This is a genomic window from Lysinibacillus sp. UBA6686 (genome assembly GCF_002455205.1).
In the GTDB taxonomy this organism is placed as follows: Bacteria; Bacillota; Bacilli; order Bacillales_A; family Planococcaceae; genus Lysinibacillus; species Lysinibacillus pakistanensis.
Window position 1 is genome coordinate 1 of sequence record NZ_DKJS01000081.1, and the last position, 17,051, is coordinate 17,051.

Annotated in this window: 15 protein-coding genes; all 15 read left to right on the forward strand. The window is 38.7% G+C overall.

Annotation, left to right across the window (positions count from 1 at the left end; all coding sequences use genetic code 11):
* Positions 1 to 16: 16 nt before the first annotated feature.
* Positions 17 to 670 (forward strand): outer spore coat protein CotE, encoded by a 654-nt coding sequence (cotE, locus tag B2R82_RS21755; protein WP_283871248.1) that lies wholly within the window; start codon positions 17 to 19, stop codon positions 668 to 670.
* A gap of 128 nt (positions 671 to 798) precedes the next feature.
* A complete protein-coding gene (gene mutS / locus B2R82_RS21760; RefSeq protein ID WP_286927012.1) occupies positions 799 to 3,366 on the forward strand; it encodes a DNA mismatch repair protein MutS in 2,568 nt (855 codons plus the stop codon).
* A 14-nt stretch (positions 3,367 to 3,380) separates the two neighbouring features.
* Entirely contained in the window at positions 3,381 to 5,249 is a 1,869-nt protein-coding gene (gene mutL, locus B2R82_RS21765; protein ID WP_286927014.1) for a DNA mismatch repair endonuclease MutL, read from the forward strand.
* A 24-nt stretch (positions 5,250 to 5,273) separates the two neighbouring features.
* Entirely contained in the window at positions 5,274 to 6,770 is a 1,497-nt protein-coding gene (gene glpK, locus B2R82_RS21770; RefSeq protein WP_286927016.1) for a glycerol kinase GlpK, read from the forward strand.
* Positions 6,771 to 6,788: 18 nt separating this feature from the next.
* On the forward strand, positions 6,789 to 8,435 hold the full coding sequence (locus tag B2R82_RS21775) for a glycerol-3-phosphate dehydrogenase/oxidase (protein WP_286927018.1): 1,647 nt from the start codon (positions 6,789 to 6,791) through the stop codon (positions 8,433 to 8,435).
* A gap of 4 nt (positions 8,436 to 8,439) precedes the next feature.
* Positions 8,440 to 9,357 (forward strand): alpha/beta fold hydrolase, encoded by a 918-nt coding sequence (locus B2R82_RS21780; RefSeq protein WP_286927019.1) that lies wholly within the window; start codon positions 8,440 to 8,442, stop codon positions 9,355 to 9,357.
* Positions 9,344 to 10,246 carry a tRNA (adenosine(37)-N6)-dimethylallyltransferase MiaA gene (miaA, locus tag B2R82_RS21785; RefSeq protein ID WP_286927021.1) on the forward strand — a complete coding sequence of 301 codons (903 nt, stop codon included), beginning with the start codon at positions 9,344 to 9,346 and terminating at the stop codon, positions 10,244 to 10,246. The genes B2R82_RS21780 and miaA overlap by 14 nt, the downstream gene beginning before the upstream one ends.
* A gap of 109 nt (positions 10,247 to 10,355) precedes the next feature.
* Complete coding sequence (gene hfq / locus B2R82_RS21790) at positions 10,356 to 10,586, forward strand: RNA chaperone Hfq (protein WP_054770660.1); 231 nt, start codon at positions 10,356 to 10,358, stop codon at positions 10,584 to 10,586.
* Positions 10,587 to 10,694: 108 nt separating this feature from the next.
* A complete protein-coding gene (locus tag B2R82_RS21795; protein WP_286927024.1) occupies positions 10,695 to 10,997 on the forward strand; it encodes a rhodanese-like domain-containing protein in 303 nt (100 codons plus the stop codon).
* Between the two features lie 88 nt (positions 10,998 to 11,085).
* The gene (locus B2R82_RS21800; RefSeq protein ID WP_286927025.1) at positions 11,086 to 11,304 is read left to right on the forward strand and encodes a hypothetical protein; all 219 of its coding nucleotides are present in this window, start codon (positions 11,086 to 11,088) and stop codon (positions 11,302 to 11,304) included.
* 441 nt (positions 11,305 to 11,745) lie between these two features.
* Positions 11,746 to 12,600, forward strand: coding sequence for a polysaccharide deacetylase family protein (locus B2R82_RS21805; RefSeq protein WP_286927027.1), 855 nt, complete (start codon positions 11,746 to 11,748; stop codon positions 12,598 to 12,600).
* Between the two features lie 16 nt (positions 12,601 to 12,616).
* A complete protein-coding gene (locus B2R82_RS21810; protein ID WP_286927029.1) occupies positions 12,617 to 13,477 on the forward strand; it encodes a nitrilase-related carbon-nitrogen hydrolase in 861 nt (286 codons plus the stop codon).
* Positions 13,478 to 13,489: 12 nt separating this feature from the next.
* Entirely contained in the window at positions 13,490 to 14,437 is a 948-nt protein-coding gene (locus B2R82_RS21815; protein ID WP_286927031.1) for a sugar ABC transporter substrate-binding protein, read from the forward strand.
* Positions 14,438 to 14,521: 84 nt separating this feature from the next.
* Positions 14,522 to 16,048: a sugar ABC transporter ATP-binding protein gene (locus B2R82_RS21820; RefSeq protein ID WP_286927033.1), complete on the forward strand. Its 1,527-nt coding sequence runs from the start codon at positions 14,522 to 14,524 to the stop codon at positions 16,046 to 16,048.
* On the forward strand, positions 16,048 to 17,043 hold the full coding sequence (locus B2R82_RS21825; protein WP_286927034.1) for an ABC transporter permease: 996 nt from the start codon (positions 16,048 to 16,050) through the stop codon (positions 17,041 to 17,043). The genes B2R82_RS21820 and B2R82_RS21825 overlap by 1 nt, the downstream gene beginning before the upstream one ends.
* The last annotated feature ends 8 nt before the right edge of the window (positions 17,044 to 17,051 follow it).

A 17,051-nucleotide genomic window follows, 5' to 3' on the forward strand; every position in this document is an offset into this window, starting at 1 on the left:
ATTTCTATAAAAATATATGTTCACCCAATGGGCGCTACCTGCATATGATGGAGTGAAAAGAGTCGAAGGAGGAATTGCGCTGAAACGTTTACGACATATCGTGACGAGAGCAGTAGTTGCCAAAGGGAAGAAGAAAACGGAAGAACGTGTAACATTAAGTCCATCAAATAAACCGACAAGTATTCTTGGATGCTGGGTTATTAACCATACTTGCTCCGCAAAAAAAGTCGGTAAATTTGTAGAAGTATCAGGGAAATTTGATGTTAATGTATGGTATGCCTATAGTAATCATTCGAAAACAGCAGTGTTTTCTGAAACGGTTCACTATAAAGACAAAGTGAAGCTTCATTTTAGAGATGGCGATGTAAGTGCTGGTGATGATGTTCGTGTACGTGTTATTCAAGAGCCAAACTGTATAGAGGCTATCATCTCTCCATGTGGCACGAAATTTGAAATCGTTGTTGAGCGTGAAGTAGTTGTAGAGGTTATGGGAGAAACGACAATTTGTATTAGTGTACATCCACTAGATTTTGAAGAAGAATGGAACTTTAATGATGAGAGTTCATCCTCATCTTCCTCTAGCTCTAGTTCCAGCTCATCGTCTAGCTCGAGTGGAGAAGGAAGGTATGTTTTAGAGTCCTCATCGTTTCCTGATGAAAGACCAAGATAATATTCAAAACGATAAGTTATTGATACATGCGAAACGCTAACATCTTAAAAAAGATGAATGAAGCGTTTCGCATGTATCTTTTGTTATAATAAAAATATCTATATGGCAAGAGCGAGGGAAATTTTATTATGACTACATATACACCAATGATGCAACAATATTTGCAGGTAAAAGAAGATTACAAGGATGCCTTTTTATTTTTTAGATTAGGTGATTTTTATGAGATGTTTTTTGAGGATGCGATTAATGCCTCACAACTATTAGAAATAACATTAACAAGCCGAGATGCAGGTGCAAAAGAACGTATCCCAATGTGCGGTGTTCCGCATCATTCAGCGAAAAATTATATTGAAACACTGGTGCAAAAGGGATACAAGGTAGCTATTTGTGAGCAAACAGAAGATCCAAAGCAAGCAAAAGGTGTAGTGAAGCGAGAAGTTGTGCAGCTTATTACACCAGGAACGATAATGGAGGGGAAATCCCTAGAAGGAAAATCCAATCATTTTATTGGTGCTGCTGAGCAGCTTGATGATATGACGTTTGGTTATGCCTATTTAGATCTCTCTACTGGTGAAGCGGTCGTCTCCTCCATCGAGGGAGATGGTCGGGCACTTTTACTACAAATGCAGGCATATGGAGTGCGTGAACTGATTGTGACAGAAAGTTTACAGCTTTTATTGGCGGAGCATGCAGTCAATGCTGGAATCGTACTATCTGTTGAAACAGATGAAATGACAATGGATAAAGCTACAAACTATTTACAAGCTGTACCAAGTGAATTACAAGTTGCATGCTTACGTTTGCTGGCTTATATCGATAAAACACAAATGCGTTCATTATCACATATTCAAGCATTTACCTATCATGAAATGAAAAATTACTTACGCATTGATTCTAGTTCAAAGCGTAATTTAGAGCTTATTCAATCAATACGAGGTGGCGATCAAAAAGGTACACTCTTATGGTTATTAGATGATACGGTAACAGCCATGGGTGGGCGAAAGCTAAAGCAATGGTTACATCAGCCTCTTGCCACACGTTCAGCCATAGAGGCTAGACTGGACATTGTGTCAGACTTATTAGAAGAATATTTTGTTCGAACAGAGCTACAGGCTTCCTTAAAGCAAGTATATGATTTAGAGCGTTTAGCGGGTCGTGTTGCTTTTGGAAATGTAGGGGGACGTGACTTAGCACAGCTTCGTGATTCGTTACGTCAGGTGCCGATTATTCAACAACACTTGCTAAGTGCCAAAAATGAAACCCTACAAAAACTTGGTGCTGCACTGGATACATGCGCAGATGTAGAGACGTTGCTAGCTCATGCGATTACAGATAACCCACCGATTACTATTAAAGAGGGGGACGTTATTCGTGATGGCTATGATGAACGCCTGGATGAGCTACGTTACGCTTCACGAAATGGCAAGGATTGGATTGCACAGTTAGAGCTAGAGGAGCGAGCGAAAACAGGTATTAAAAACTTAAAAATCGGCTATAACCGAATTTTTGGTTATTATATCGAAATAACAAAATCGAATATCCATCTAGCTGATTTAACACGCTATGAACGCAAGCAAACTTTAGCGAATGCGGAACGCTATATCACGCAGGAGTTAAAGGAAAAAGAAGCATTAATTTTAAACGCAGAAGAAGAAAGTTTAACATTAGAGTATCACTTGTTCGTGGAAATTCGTGATCAATTAAAGGCATTTATTCCAAGGGTACAAGCACTGGCAGCAAGCATTAGTGAGATAGATGTGTTAGTCAGTTTTGCGAGTGTTTCTGAGAAATATCGCTTTACAAAGCCTGAATTCCACGGTGGTCGCTCCTTAGAAATTATAGAAGGGCGTCATCCAGTAGTAGAGAAAATGCTCAACAAGCAAATGTATGTGCCTAATGATTGTGTGCTTGAGGAAAATAATAATATGATGCTCATTACAGGTCCGAATATGTCTGGTAAAAGCACCTATATGCGTCAAGTTGCACTGATTGTCGTTATGGCGCAAATGGGCTGCTATGTGCCTGCTGAAAGAGCGAGATTGCCTATTACAGATCAGATTTTTACACGCATTGGGGCAGCGGATGATTTAGCAGCAGGGCAATCAACGTTTATGGTAGAGATGCTAGAATCTCAACATGCCATTATGCACGCTACGAAAAATAGTTTAATGCTGTTTGATGAAATTGGGCGGGGGACTTCCACTTATGATGGTATGAGCCTTGCGCAATCCATGATGGAGTATATCCATGATAAAATTGGAGCAAATACGCTATTCTCTACTCATTATCATGAATTAACAGCTCTTGAGAAGGAACTTACACGTCTACAAAATGTTCATGTTTCAGCCACCGAAAAAAGTGGAACAGTTGTCTTTTTACACAAGGTCAAAAAAGGGGCAGCTGATAAATCGTACGGTATTCATGTTGCACAGCTTGCTCAATTACCAGAGGAAATTTTATCGAGGGCACGTGTGCTGCTTGAAAACTTTGAGTCTGGGAAGGAAATAACTACCCCTCAGGAAATTAACGAACAGCCCGTTCAAATGACGTTATTCTCAGAGGAGGAGCCAATTTCATCTGCCGAAGCAGAGGTGCTAAAAAATTTAGAAAAAGTAAATATTCTAGGCACTTCACCCATGCAGGCAATGAATATTTTATACGAGCTACAGCAGCAGCTACTAAATGCTAAAAAATAAAGGAGTGATGCGCAATGGGAAAAATACAAATTATGGACGAATGGCTGTCCAATAAAATCGCTGCAGGGGAAGTAGTTGAAAGACCAGCCTCTGTTGTGAAAGAGCTTGTGGAAAATGCCATAGATGCAGGTAGTACGTCCATCGATGTTTTTTTACTAGAAGCGGGCCTCACTTCAATTCAGGTGATTGATAATGGAAGTGGCATGGATGAAGAGGATGCATTGATATCATACTCCCGTCATGCCACAAGTAAAATCCATCAAGAACATGATTTATTCCGCATTCGAACACTGGGCTTTCGAGGTGAAGCATTAGCCTCGATAGCTTCAGTTTCTAAGATGACACTTATTACATCTAATGGAGAATCAGGCACGTATTTAGAGCTTGAGGGTGGGCATGTGGTGACAAATAAGCCTGGTCCACTGAGAAAAGGAACAGATATCACAGTGGCACAGTTATTTTTCAATACACCTGCACGTTTAAAATATATGAAAACGATTCAAACCGAGCTTGGACATACAATCGATTTAATGAACCGTCTTGCACTTGGCAATCCACAAATTGCGTTCAGATTGCTACATAATGGTCAGCAATTGCTACAAACAAATGGACGAGGTGATGTGCAGCAAGTATTAGCGGCAATTTACGGTGTGCATAATGCCAAGAAAATGGTGCCTTTTGAGGGAGAGTCACATGATTATAAAGTTACAGGCTTCGTATCCTTACCTGAAGTGACACGTGCTTCGAAAAATTATATGTCCCTCTTTGTCAATGGTCGTTGGGTCAAGCATTATTTAGTGCAAAAAGCGATTGTCGATGCTTATCATACGTATTTACCAATTGAGCGTTTTCCTATAGTGGCTCTCTTTATAGAGGGTGACCCCTATTTAACAGACGTCAATGTTCATCCTGCCAAACATCAAATCCGTTTAAGTAAGGAACCAGAGCTACTTAAACTCATTGAGGAGACCATTCGCGAAACTATACGACATGTTATCAGAGTGCCACAAATGGAAAAGAAGGAAAAGATAGTGAAGTCTACAACTGAGCAGTTAAATATCTGGAAGCCAGCTCCGAAGCTAGATGTGGAGAAAATGAATGCCATTGTAGAAAAGCTATATGATGTGCAAACCGTTCAGGAATCAAGCATGTTAGAGCCAGTAAAATCATTACCAGAATCATCCCCTACCCCTGTTGAAGATAGCTTTGAATATACACAGCCAATCGAGGAAAAATCAATTCAAAATGTGATAGATGAGGAAGTAAGGCAAGATTCGATGAAAGAGTCTACAAAAGAACCATTTCCTGCACTGGAAGTAGTGGGTCAAATTCATGGCACATATATTGTTGCACAGATGGAGGATGGCTTTTATTTAATCGATCAGCATGCAGCTCAGGAACGTATTAAATATGAATTTTTCCGAGAAAAGGTGGGTATGGTGAACCCAAATGAACGTCAGGCTTTACTGCTACCATTAACTTTCCACTATGCCGCTGACGAGGCACTCTTATTAAGAGAGAACAAACAAGAATTAGAGGCTGTTGGGGTGTTTTTAGAGGAATTTGGACAGTCATCATTTGTCGTAAGGGAGCATCCTAGCTGGTTTCCTAAAGGGGAAGAACAGGAAATTATTGAAGATTTAATTGAACAGGTACTGACTACGAAAAAGGCAGACGTTAAGAAATTACGGGAGGCAGCGGCAATTATGATGAGCTGTAAAAAATCAATCAAGGCCAATCATTTTTTAACAAGGGAGCAAATGGTAATGTTATTGAATGATCTACGAAATGCTGATAATCCATTTACATGCCCACACGGACGTCCAGTACTCATTCATTTTACGACTTATGAAGTAGAAAAAATGTTTAAACGGGTTATGTAGAACTGTATTAAAGGGGGAGAATGAATGGGTGAATTTATTTTAGCTATAGATCAGGGCACTACGAGCACAAGAGCAATTTTGTTTGATAAAAAGGGCAAAATTGTCCATGTAGCTCAAAAGGAATTCCAACAATACTTTCCCAGAGCCGGTTGGGTAGAGCATAATGCCAATGAAATTTGGGGCTCTATCCTAGCTGTGATAGCAGCCGTATTAACGGAAAGTGGGCATGAAGCCAGTGAAGTACATGCCATTGGAATCACGAATCAACGTGAAACAACTGTTGTTTGGGATAAACATACAGGTCAGCCTGTTTACAATGCCATTGTCTGGCAGTCTCGGCAAACACAGGACATTGTGAATGACTTAAAGGATCAAGAAGGCCTAGAGGAACTCTTTGAGCAAAAAACAGGTTTACGTTTAGATGCCTATTTTTCTGCAACAAAAATTAAATGGATTTTAGATCATGTTGATGGCGCACGAACGATGGCAGAAAATGGAAATTTATTATTTGGTACGATTGATTCTTGGATTGTTTGGCGATTATCAAAAGGAAAGGCACATATAACAGATTATTCAAATGCCGCGCGCACTTTACTTTACAATATCCATGACTTGAAGTGGGATGAAGAGCTTTGCAAATTGTTAGATATTCCAATGTCCATGCTGCCAAGTGTAAAAAATTCCTCTGAGATTTATACACATACAGCACCTAGTATTTTCTTTGGTGAGGAAATCCCGATTGCAGGGATAGCAGGAGATCAGCAGGCAGCGCTTTTTGGTCAAACATGCTTTTCTAAGGGAATGGCTAAAAATACGTATGGCACAGGCTGTTTTATGCTATTAAATACAGGTGAACAGGCAGTTAAATCAGAGAATGGTTTATTAACAACCATTGCATGGGGAATCGATGGTCAAGTGACGTATGCATTAGAAGGAAGTGTATTTGTTGCAGGCTCAGCGATACAGTGGCTGCGAGACGGTTTGCGAATGATTCGCTCAGCCGAGGATTCTGAGACCTATGCGAGTAAGGTGGAAAACACGGATGGAGTGTATGTTGTACCTGCATTTGTAGGTTTAGGGACCCCTTACTGGGATACCGATGCAAGGGGAGCCGTTTTTGGCCTAACACGAGGAACCTCCAAGGAGCACTTTATTCGTGCAACACTGGAATCACTTGCTTATCAGACAAAAGATGTGCTAGATGCAATGGAGCAAGATGCAGGTACGCCTATTGAGTTGCTACGAGTAGATGGTGGAGCAGTAAGTAATGAATTTTTAATGCAGTTCCAAAGCGATATTTTGCAGTTAAGGGTGGAGCTAGCTAAGCTTAATGAATCTACTGCACTTGGAGCAGCCTATTTAGCAGGGCTTGCGACAAATTTTTGGCCAAATCAAGAGGCATTATCTGCATTATGGATGCATGGTCAAACGTATCAGCCGAAAATGAATGCAGAAGCGGGAGAAGCTCTTTATAAGGGCTGGCAAAGAGCTGTAGCGGCTACAAGAATATTTAAATCATAGCTGATGGGGGAATAAGATATGTTTTCATTTGAGCATCGTCCTAAAATTATGCATTTTTTAGAACAATATAGCTTTGACGTCTTAATCATTGGTGGTGGTATTACAGGTGCAGGTATAGCACTCGATGCTGCATCTAGAGGGCTGTCAGTTGCTCTGATTGAGATGCAGGATTTTTCTGCTGGCACCTCAAGCCGCTCTACAAAGCTTATTCATGGGGGACTTCGATATTTAAAGCAATTTGATGTAAGCGTAGTGGCTGAGGTTGGGCGTGAACGGGAAATTGTATACGATAACGCCGTACATGTGACAACACCCGAAAAGATGCTTCTACCGTTATATAAAAAAGGCTCACTTGGTCCCTTAACTACATCATTAGCTTTGAAGGTCTATGATCGCTTAGCTGGTGTCAAGAAGAATGAGCGTAGAACAATGCTAAGTGCACAGGAAACTGCGGCACTTGAGCCTTTACTCAATCAAGATGAGCTGGTCGGTGGAGGCTATTATGTTGAATATCGGACAGATGATGCGCGTCTTACCATTGAGGTTCTGAAAAAAGCAGTAGAATATGGAGCATTATGCATTAATTATGCCGAGATGACAGAATTTTTATATCATAAGAAAAAACTTGTAGGTGTGGAAGTTAAGGATCATATAACAGGAAAAACGATAGAAGTGCATGCTGCGCAAATTGTCAATGCAACAGGACCATGGGTGGATGCTGTCCGTCAAAAGGATAAAGTGGCAGACAAAAAGCAATTACGACTCACGAAAGGGGTCCATATTGTTCTAGATCAAAAGGATTTCCCGTTAAAGCAAGCGGTGTACTTCGATATCATGGATGGTCGCATGGCCTTTGCTATTCCACGCGATGGTAAAACCTATGTAGGTACCACCGATACAGAATACGAAGGGGACATAGCACATCCTTTTGCGACACAAGAGGATGTTGATTATTTAATTGCTGCGGCAAAAACTGTTTTTCCAACAGCGAAAATCTCAAGAGAAACAATTGAATCTTCCTGGGCTGGCATACGTCCACTTATTTTTGAAAAAGGAAAGAATCCGTCTGAAATCTCTCGAAAGGATGAAATATGGACGGCTCCAAGTGGACTCATGACAATTGCTGGTGGAAAATTAACAGGCTATCGTCAAATGGCAGAAACAATTGTAGATAAAATTGTCAAAACGCATAAATATAAGCATGCAAGTCCATGTATAACACGTGAGTTATCACTTTCTGGTGCAAAGGGCATCAATGCGATTAATTTCCCCGATTATATAGCCTATAAAGCAAGAGAAGGCGTTCAGTACGGGCTAAACTATGATGAAGCAAAAATGCTTGTTCAAAAATATGGCACAAATGTCGATGCGTTGTTTGATCAGGTAAAATATTTACATGAGCATGGTAGTACAATGCCACTTGCTCTCCATGCAATGCTGCTCTATGGTATCGAGGCAGAGATGGTATACACGCCAAGTGACTTCTTTATTCGTCGTACAGGCTTGTTATACTTTGATATCGATGCTGTTAAACGCTATAAACAACAGGTTATTCAAGTGATGCAGCAACGCTTACATTATACAGAGCCACAAAAAAACATGTATTTTGCTCATCTAGAACAGGCTATTTTAGATGCAACAAGTTTTGTGGAAGAGGGAGTGTAGGGAAATGGAACGTTACATTGAAATGTCAGACGGCCATTTTGTCTTTACGCGTACATTACAGCCGTCAAGTACATGTATTGGCCATATTCATATTTTGCACGGTATGGCGGAGCATAGTGGGCGCTATATAAAGTTTGCTAGCGCACTAACGGCAGCTGGGTATGCAGTAACTATGCATGATCATCGTGGGCATGGCGAGACGGCAGGCTATAATGGTACATTAGGGTTTTTTGCTGAACAAAATGGGTTTGATCGAGTCGTAGAGGATGTCCATGAGGTAGTTACTGCATTACATGAACAGTTTGCAGATGTCCCTTTCATACTTTTTGGACATAGTATGGGATCGTTTATTACGAGAAGATTTATACAACTGTACAGCCGCCATGTTGATAGGGTAATTCTTTGTGGAACAGGGCATGTGACAACCTTGCATGCGATGGGAAATTTGGTAGCGAGAGCCTTAGCGAAGCAGCTTGGAAAAGAGACAGAAAGCAAGCTATTAAATAAGCTGAGCTTTGGAAGCTTTAATAAGCAATTTCCCGATTCGAAGACGGCGTATGATTGGTTATGCTCTGTTGAAAACGAGGTACAAAAATATATAGATGATCCATATTGTGGCTTTATCCCAACAAATCAATTTTTTGTAGATTTGACAACAGGTTTTATGACCTTAAATCGAAAAAATGAAATGGCTAAAGTAAGAAAAGATCTTCCTATTCTTTTGATAAGTGGTAGTAAGGATCCAGTAGGAGATCAAGGGCAGGGTATTTATGCTGTTGCTGAGCAATTCACTGTGGCAGGCTTGCAGAATGTGACAGTCTACTTATTTGAGGATAAGCGCCATGAAATTTTAAACGAGGATAACCAAGAGGCAGTCTATCAAGTTTTATTACGGTGGTTAGAAAAAAATGATACAAGATAAAATAAAACAGGCAGAGGTCGTCGCAATTGTTGGCCCAACTGCTTCAGGTAAAACAGCATTAAGTATTAAACTAGCAAAAAAATATAATGGTGAAATTATTAATGGTGACTCCATGCAGGTCTATCGAGGCTTAGATATTGGTACGGCTAAAATTACTGAGGAAGAGATGGAGGGTGTGCCACATCATTTACTTAGCTTTAAGGAGCCAACGGAGGCTTTTTCAGTAGCAGACTATCAAAGATTGGTGCGAACGAAAATTGCAGAAATTCGAGCACGGGAGAAGCTACCTATTATTGTAGGGGGCTCTGGTTTATATGTTCAGGCAGTGCTCTATGATTTTCAATTTACAGAGGAGCAGGTAGATGAGGTGGCACGAAAGGCTTATTATGAAGAGCTGGAAAAATTAGGACCTGAGGCAATGCATGAGAAGCTAAAGAAGCTTGACCCACAAACAGCGGAGTCCATCCATCCCAATAATACGCGCCGTGTGATACGAGCATTAGAGATGATTGAGCTAAGTGGTGTTTCTAAGGCTTCCGAGGCACAAAATCGTGGAGAAATTCCTCTCTATAACCATGTCGTATTAGGGCTTGGTCAAAATATGTCTCGAGAAGAGCTATATGATCGAATTAATCACCGTGTTGATGTGATGATGGACAACGGTTTGTTAGAGGAAGTAAAGGGGTTATGGCAGCAAAATATTCGAGGTGTACAATCCATTCAAGCGATTGGCTATAAGGAATTGTATGATTATTTGGATGGTAAATGCTCACTTGATGAAGCACTTGAAAGCTTAAAGCAAAATTCTCGTCGCTATGCCAAAAGACAATTAACCTATTTCCGTAATAAGATGGATATCTATTTTATTTCAAATGGTGAACAAATTTAAAACGTCCCATTACAGAATGGGGAATTTCTAAAAATTACTAATTGCTAAAATGGTAGAACATGCTACTATAGGAATGAAGAGGTAGAAAGAGAGTAGGGAGGCATTTTTGATGAAGTCAATTAATTTGCAAGATACGTTCTTGAACCATCTACGTAAAAACAGTGTATTTGTAACTGTGTTTCTTTTAAACGGCTTTCAATTAAAAGGAACTGTAAAATCCTATGATAATTTTACAGTGTTGTTAATTGATGCTGAAAGTAAGCAGCATCTTATTTACAAACACGCTATTTCTACATTCGTTCCTGTAAAGCAAGTAGATTTTTTAGAAACAGAGCAATAAAAGCATGTAAATATGATATGAAAACAGTTAGTGTTCATGACACTAGCTGTTTTTTTGCCTTCGAGCTATAATGTAATAGGAAATTGATATTTTGGAGGACAAACTTTTATGAAATCAATGGATACAACGCAATTATTAGAACTATTAGACGCTAATGAAGATCTTTACATTATAGATGTTCGTGAGGAAGATGAGGTAGCTCAAGGTATGATTCCTGGTGCTCAGCATATAGCACTTGGAACCATTCCAGAACGTCTAGAGGAATTAGATGCGACGAAACCATATATTATTGTTTGCAAGGCTGGCGGTCGTTCAGCAAATGCTTGCTCCTATTTAGAAGCTCAAGGCTTTGATGTAACAAACCTTGAAGGTGGTATGCTTGCCTATGATGGCGAGTTAGAATTTAAATAACATTGATTTTGAAGCCTTCGCTTTAGTATGCGGAGGCTTTTTTGTCGAATACAAGTGGGAATTTGTGTTTTGATGGGGGGAGTGCTGAATGGAGGGGAAAATGTGCAGAATCGATACACTATTTGTGACACCACATTTTCTATGCTTAATCGAAATTAAAAATAATTTAGGAAAACTTGATTTTGAGGATGTAAAGAGACAATGTATTCGTATAACTTCGGATGAAAAAATAGAAAGTTTAATCTATCCAGTAGATCATATTTCGGCATCAAAGCTATTTCCCAATATTATTAAAGCAACTAAATAACAGCATTTTGGTCAACAATTATTAAAGGCGAGTGATTTTCAGAGATTGCTTATGCACTTAAAATCTATTCATCAAGATAAATAAAAACTGATGGAAGATGAATGGAGGTCTGGTGTTCTTTATCCAAAGTATGTCTATGAGAAGAGCATGTTTTATAGGCATGGCCCTTGGCTTTGTCGAAGCTACAGTGTAGAAAATAATGAGGCTTTTTTACCAGTATTACAGGCATAATAAAATTTCGGAGTATTTGAAAGCTACACGATGAAAGTGATCTTCATCGAAAAGCTTAATACATAAAAACTAATAATGAGAAGAATGATGTAAAAAGTAGCTATTTTTTGTTTTTATTTAAAAAATAGCTGCTTTTTAATTTTTTGCATTTTTAAAAATAATCAGAATTATGTATATTTTTGTTGTAATGAAACGAAGGAGGAATTTAATATGCAAAGTACTGGTAGAGTAAGAATCCCTGAAGGAAAGAAAGTTGCCGTAAACATTGGTGTAGATTTCGATGCAGCATCTGTATGGTATGGCACGTTTGGTCGAACATCTCCAGCCTATTTAGCGAGAGGTGAGTTTGGAGCTGAGGTCGGCGTGCCAAGATTATTGAATTTGTTTGAGAAATATAATATTACAACAACATTTTGTATTCCCGGACACACAATAGATACACATACGGAGGCTGTTAAAGACATTATTAAAGCCGGACATGAAATATGCCATCACGGCTACGCACATGAAAATCCAACAGATATGAGCTATGAGCAAGAGGAATCCATAATGTTAAAGGGATTAGAGGCTTTAAAACGTGTTGGTGTTGAGCCGGTGGGCTATCGTTCACCAGCATGGGATTACAGCCCAAATACATTAAAGCTATTAGAAAAATATAATTTTAAATATGATAGTAGTTTAATGGGGAATGATTTACATCCATATCGTCCAAGAGAGGTAAATGTAGATTTTGACAATGGCAACACTTTTGGCCCTCCAAGTCATATTATTGAAATTCCCGTTTCATGGTATTTAGATGATTTTCCAACCCAAGAATATGTGATTGGAGGGGGAGAGGGTCTTCGCTCAAATACAGAAGTCTATGAGCGCTGGAAATCTATTTTCGATTTTGCAGTCGATCATTTAGAGGGCTCCTGTTATATTTTAACCGTTCATCCTCAAACAATAGGACGGGCACACAATATTCAAATGCTTGAAATGCTAATTCAATATATGGAGGAGAAAGGAGCTTGGTTCACTACGCTTGAAAACATTTGCTTGGCATATGAGGAAAATGCAAATTAAAGGAGGAAATATATCCATGCAAGTAAAGGTTTCGAATGTTCAATTTAAATTTGAGGGCTATTCATCCTTTGAGGATTTTGCCAATACGGTTCAACGTATTTTTAAAGATATTCCTTTAGATAGTGATTACGTTTTATTCCCAGAGCTAGTAACAATTGGTCTACTAACAACCTATGAAAGTTATTCCAAATTTACAAGTCGAGATAATTGTAAGCTTGCTGATTTTTTAGATGATTATATAGAGCTGTTTAATAAGTTATCTAAAGCTAGAAATCAAGTTATTATTGCTGGTTCCACGCTTGAGCAGGAGGGGCCGCATACTTATAATACAGCTTATATTTTTGATGGAAAAGGGAATTATGTTAAGCATAGAAAAACACATATTTTCCCAGCCGAATCAGATTGGGATACAAAAGAAGGCGATATCCTTGAAACATTTGATATTGGACCAGTAAGGATTGGTGTAGCAATTTGCTATGAAATTGAAATACCTGAAATCGCGACAATTTATAGTAGACAAGGAGCGGATATCATTTTCTGTCCTTCCTATACATTTACGGAGCATGGTTTTTGGCGTGTTCGACATTGTGCTGAAGCAAGGTGTATTGAAAATCAGCTATACGTTATTCATTCCCCAATTATTGGAGAGGTAGAAGGCGTCATCGAAACTGGCTTTGGCAGCTCTGCTAATTTATCGCCATGTGAGCTTCCATGGACGTCTAACGGAATGATGGAAGAATGTACTACAAGCGATTTTGAGGTTATTACCTCTATACTAGACATAGATACGTTATATGAAAAACGAAAAAGTGGTGTAGCTACTACCTTCTATGATAGAAAACGAAGAAATGATTTATATCAAAAATATAATAAGTAAGAGGTGTATTTTATGAAGAAATGGTTAACAGTTTGTTTGTTCGTTTTTGCTGTCATTTTAGCAGCATGTAGTAGTTCGGATGATTCAGGTAGCTCGGATGACAAGCAATCCTCTGATGATCAGAAAACGGTTGCCTTTTTCTCTGCGGGTGCTAGTAATAATTATTTACAAACAGGCATTAAAGAGGCTGAAAGGGTGGCAAAGGAATACGGTTGGAAAATTGAAATATTTGATGGTGGCTTCGACCCGCTTAAACAACTTAACCAGCTCCAAAATGCAGTAGCGCAAAAAAAGTTTGATGCCTTTTTAATTGAAGCGGTGGATGGCAATCAGCTATGTGACATGGTTCAAAGCTCAGTTCTTCCAGCGAATATTGCCGTGTCAGCCATCAATATTGAATTGTGTGGAGCAGTAGATAATGCTGCTGAAGGAACACTTACGTTTGTCGGTGGACAAGGAGTTAATGTTTATCAGGATATTTATAAGGATATTGTTGAGACCAATCCAGATGGTGGGAAAATTGCTATTATTGGAGGTCCATCCACTGGTACACCTTATTTAAACAATATAAAAGGTATGGAGCTTGAAATAGCTAGTCATGATAAATGGCAAATTATCGGCCCGTATTCAACGGATTACACAGCAAATCAAGCATTCCAGGTAACACAAAACGCATTGCAAGCACATCCTGACTTGAAGGTGATATTTTCAAACTATTCAGGTATGTCGGCAGGAGTTGTAGAGGCTGTGAACGCAGCGGGCAAAAAGGGAAAAGTAAAAATTTATGATTTTGGTGGGGACGAGTGGTCCTTTGAAGCAGTCAGAAACGGTGATATTGAACAAACAGTTATAATGCTTCCTAAAGAAGAGGTACAAAGAGGTATGGAAGCGATTAANNCACCTTATGTAAATAAAAATAATATCGCAGATTTTGAGACTAAAGGGTTACCAGAATATTAGACGATATTTTAAACATATAGGGCAAGCTCACGGGTCCATTTCAATTACCTTGTGTGCTTGCTTTATCAGAAGGGGAGTGATTCTATGACAAAGGCAACATCCATTATCAATATCACTAATTTATCAAAAAAGTATGGTGAATTTTTTGCGAATCAAGGCATTCATATCACAATATCAAAAGGTCACTGCCACGCTTTTATTGGGCAAAATGGCTCAGGTAAATCAACGCTTATTGGCATGCTTTCAGGCAGAATTAAGCCTACAGAAGGCAATATTTTTATTGACCAAAATGAATTACATTATGGCGATCCTCATAGCTCTAGAGAGGCTGGCATTGCAACAATATTTCAGGAATTAACCATCATACCGAATATGACTGCCTTAGATAATGTATTTCTTGGCTTTAAGGAAGGTAAGTCCATTTTGGTCAATCGAAAAAAAAGATTAGAACGATTTTATGAGTTGAGTAAACTCTTGAATACCCGAATTTCACCGAATTCTTATGCAATTGATTTATCTGTAGCGGATCAGCAGATTCTTGAAATAATGAGATGTTTAAATTTAGATTCCAAAATATTAATTTTGGATGAGCCTACATCGTCCTTAGCACAAAATGAGAGGGAGGCTTTATTAGAGGCTTTAATGGAATTGAAAAAAAGAGGAATCACGATCCTTTATGTTAGTCATCATTTGGATGAAATCATGAAAATCTGTGATTCATTTACGGTGTTAAAGAATGGTGTAGTCACGGAGCATAGCAGCATAGAGGGATGGACAAAGGAAAAAATTGTACATGCTATGCTTGGAGAGGAAATCGACAGCGATTTTAAAGAGATTTTAGTACAAGAGTATCCTACTCAAATTCCCTCTGAGGAGATTGTTTTAGAGGTTGAAAATTTAGAGAGCTTCCACTTTTTAAAAAATATTTCCTTCACATTAAAGCGGGGAGAAATTTTAGGCTTGGGAGGGCTAGTGGGCTCGGGCAGAAGCGCAATTGCTAACACGCTTTATGGGTTAGGAGAAAATTGTAAAGGAACACTAAAAATACAAGGAGAAGTAGTTAAAATCCCTTCCACACCTAGACAGGCAATTGAAAATGGCATCGTATTAGCCCCTGAGGACAGGAAAAAAACGGGACTTCATTTAGGCTTTGAGGTACATGAAAACATAAATTTAATTGATTTAAAACGTATTGGTTCCTATGGTTTTTTATCTACTAAAAAATCAAAACAACTTGCTCAACAATATATAAAGGAGTTTAAGTTAACACGACCAATTAACTCCATTGTTAAAAATTTATCAGGAGGAAATCAGCAGAAGGTTTTATTGTCAAAGGTTACAAGTGTTAATCCGAAGGTTTTAATAGTAGATGAACCTACTAGAGGGATTGATGTTGGCGTTAAGTTAGATGTGTTACGAAAATTAAAGGAGCTAGCAATGCAAGGTATGAGTATCATTATTATTTCCTCAGAGTTAGAAGAGGTGGTTGCTGTCAGCAATCGTGTACTTGTTATTTCTAAAGGTGAAATAGTTAGTGAACTAAAAGGCAAGGACATTAGTGTCAATAAAATCGTTGAATCAACGTTTTTGGAAGGGAGTCACCAGACATAATGAATAAACTATCTGAAGGGCAGAGATTGACTTCTTCTCGAAATAAAAGTCTGAATTTTGGAAATATTAAAAACTTAGGGTTTAGGTATGGCGTAGTTTTCGCATTTGTTGTGCTGATTATTATTTCTTCAATTGTTTACAATGGTTTTTTAAATCCTACTAATATATTAAATATGCTAAGTCAATTAGCCATAATTGGCATAATGGCTGCTGGAATGACCTATGTGATGATCACCGGCGGCTTAGATATGTCTATCGGAGGATTATACGCTGCAACGGCTGTAGTTGCTGCAAGTCTAGTAGATAGCACTTCTATTTTTGTAGCAGTGATTGTCGGTTTAGCTATTGGCCTTATTGCAGGTTTGTTAAACGGTGTTTTAATCACCTATTTAAAGGTACCTCCTTTTGTAGCAACACTGGGAACAGGCTCTATTTTCACTGGCTTTGCATTAGTATATTCGAAGGCCCAGCCATTTTTTGTGAAAGATCCAGCCTATAAATTTTTTGGTTCTCATTATATCGGACCAATCCCCGTTTCTGTCATTATTCTAGCTGCTATTTTTATTACGCTAGGGACAATTCTCTCTTACACGCTATATGGAAAGGCACTATATGCTGTAGGAGGTAACAGTGAGGCTAGTAGATTAGCAGGATTAAAAACAAATCGACTAATCATTAGCACCTATATCATTTGTGGTTTATGTGCATCCATGAGCGGAATCATTTTATCTTCCCGACTTGCTCAGGGTCAGGCAAATATAGGGGAATCAATTGTTTTAGATGTAATAGCCGCTGTCGTTATTGGAGGTACCTCACTTTCAGGTGGGCAAGGTGCAATTTGGCGAACATTTATTGGTGGAAGTATTTTAATTATGATTTCAAATGTTTTTGATAGTCTTTCCATTAGTACTTATTGGCAGTCCATTTTTAAGGGTGCCATTATTATTGTCGCTGTTATGATTGATTTTTATGGTCGTTCGAAGATTCAAAAATAGAGAGGATG